2 protein-coding genes are annotated in these 1165 nt (G+C 67.9%); both read left to right on the top strand.

Annotated features, from left to right (window positions below):
* Window positions 1-230, top strand: a 230-nt coding sequence (locus tag AB0A97_RS41655) for a hypothetical protein (RefSeq protein ID WP_361161324.1), incomplete at its 5' end; no start/stop codon positions are given.
* A gap of 223 nt (window positions 231-453) precedes the next feature.
* Window positions 454-1165, top strand: a 712-nt coding sequence (locus tag AB0A97_RS41650; RefSeq protein ID WP_361161322.1) for a DegT/DnrJ/EryC1/StrS family aminotransferase, incomplete at its 3' end; no start/stop codon positions are given.

Raw genomic sequence — 1165 nt, 5'->3', positions numbered from 1 at the left:
TCGCTTACAGCCGCGCGGGGCTGTGGCCGCAGGCGCAGACGCAGGCCGAACTCGCATGGCGCGCGTCCGGCTCGGCCGAAATCGGCGGCCTGCTGGCCCAAGCCTACGCACACAACGGAAACCCCGCGCAGGCGCGCGCCATGATCGAGCAGATCCGGCTCAAGATCCGGCCCGGCGATCTGGTCGGGCAAAAGATGCTGGACGACGCCGCGGCCGCGTTGCCGAAGTGAACGGGCTGAAGTCACCGGGCCGAAGCGCAAGCCGCCGCGGTTGCGACGCCGGCGCGAGCGCGGTCGTCTCGGCGATCCGGCAGCCCACGACAACACAGCGCCAGTTGCAGACAAGCGCCGGCCGCGTGGATCATCGCCAACGGCAAGGCGCGGCGACGTTCGAATCCACCAGCGCGAGCGGCGCCACACGCCCCCATCCCATCGATCCCGGGAACGCCCCGCAATGAGCTCGACAGACAGCAAGCCGCCGTTCCTGGTTTTCGCCGCCCCGGACATCCAGGAGCCGGAAATTGCCGAGGTCGAAGCCTGCCTGCGCTCGGGCTGGCTGGGCACCGGTCCTCGCGTGGCCCGGTTCGAATCCGATTTCGCGAGCTACAAGGGCGTCGCTCCCCAACTCGTCGCGGGGGTCAATTCCTGCACCGCGGCGATGCACGTCAGCATGGTCGCCGCCGGGCTGCCCGCCGGCAGCGAAGTGATCACTACGCCGCTGACGTTTTGCGCGACCGTCAATTCGATCCTGCACGCCGACCTGGTTCCGGTGCTGGCCGATGTCGACCCGCACACCCAGAACATCGATCCCGATGCGATCGAGGCGGCGATCACTCCGCGCACCCGCGCGATCCTGCCGGTGCATTTCGCCGGGCGCCCATGCGACATGGACCGGATCATGGCGATCGCGCGAAAGCACGATCTGCTGGTCATCGAGGATTGCGCGCACGCGATCGAAACCGAATACCGCGGCGCCAAAGCCGGCACCTTCGGCGATTTCGGCTGCTTCAGCTTCTACGTCACCAAGAACGTCGTGACCGGCGAAGGCGGAATGATCGTCGGCCGCGACGCCGCTCGGATCGCCCGCGCCAGGACCCTTGCCCTGCACGGCATGAGCAAGGACGCCTGGCACCGATTCAGCGACAAGGGATACAAGCACTACCAGG

Source organism: Streptomyces sp. NPDC045470 (assembly GCF_040646595.1).
Lineage (GTDB): Bacteria > Actinomycetota > Actinomycetes > Streptomycetales > Streptomycetaceae > Streptomyces.
Note: the sequence above shows the minus strand (reverse complement) of the source record. Positions and strands in the feature narration are given on the sequence as shown.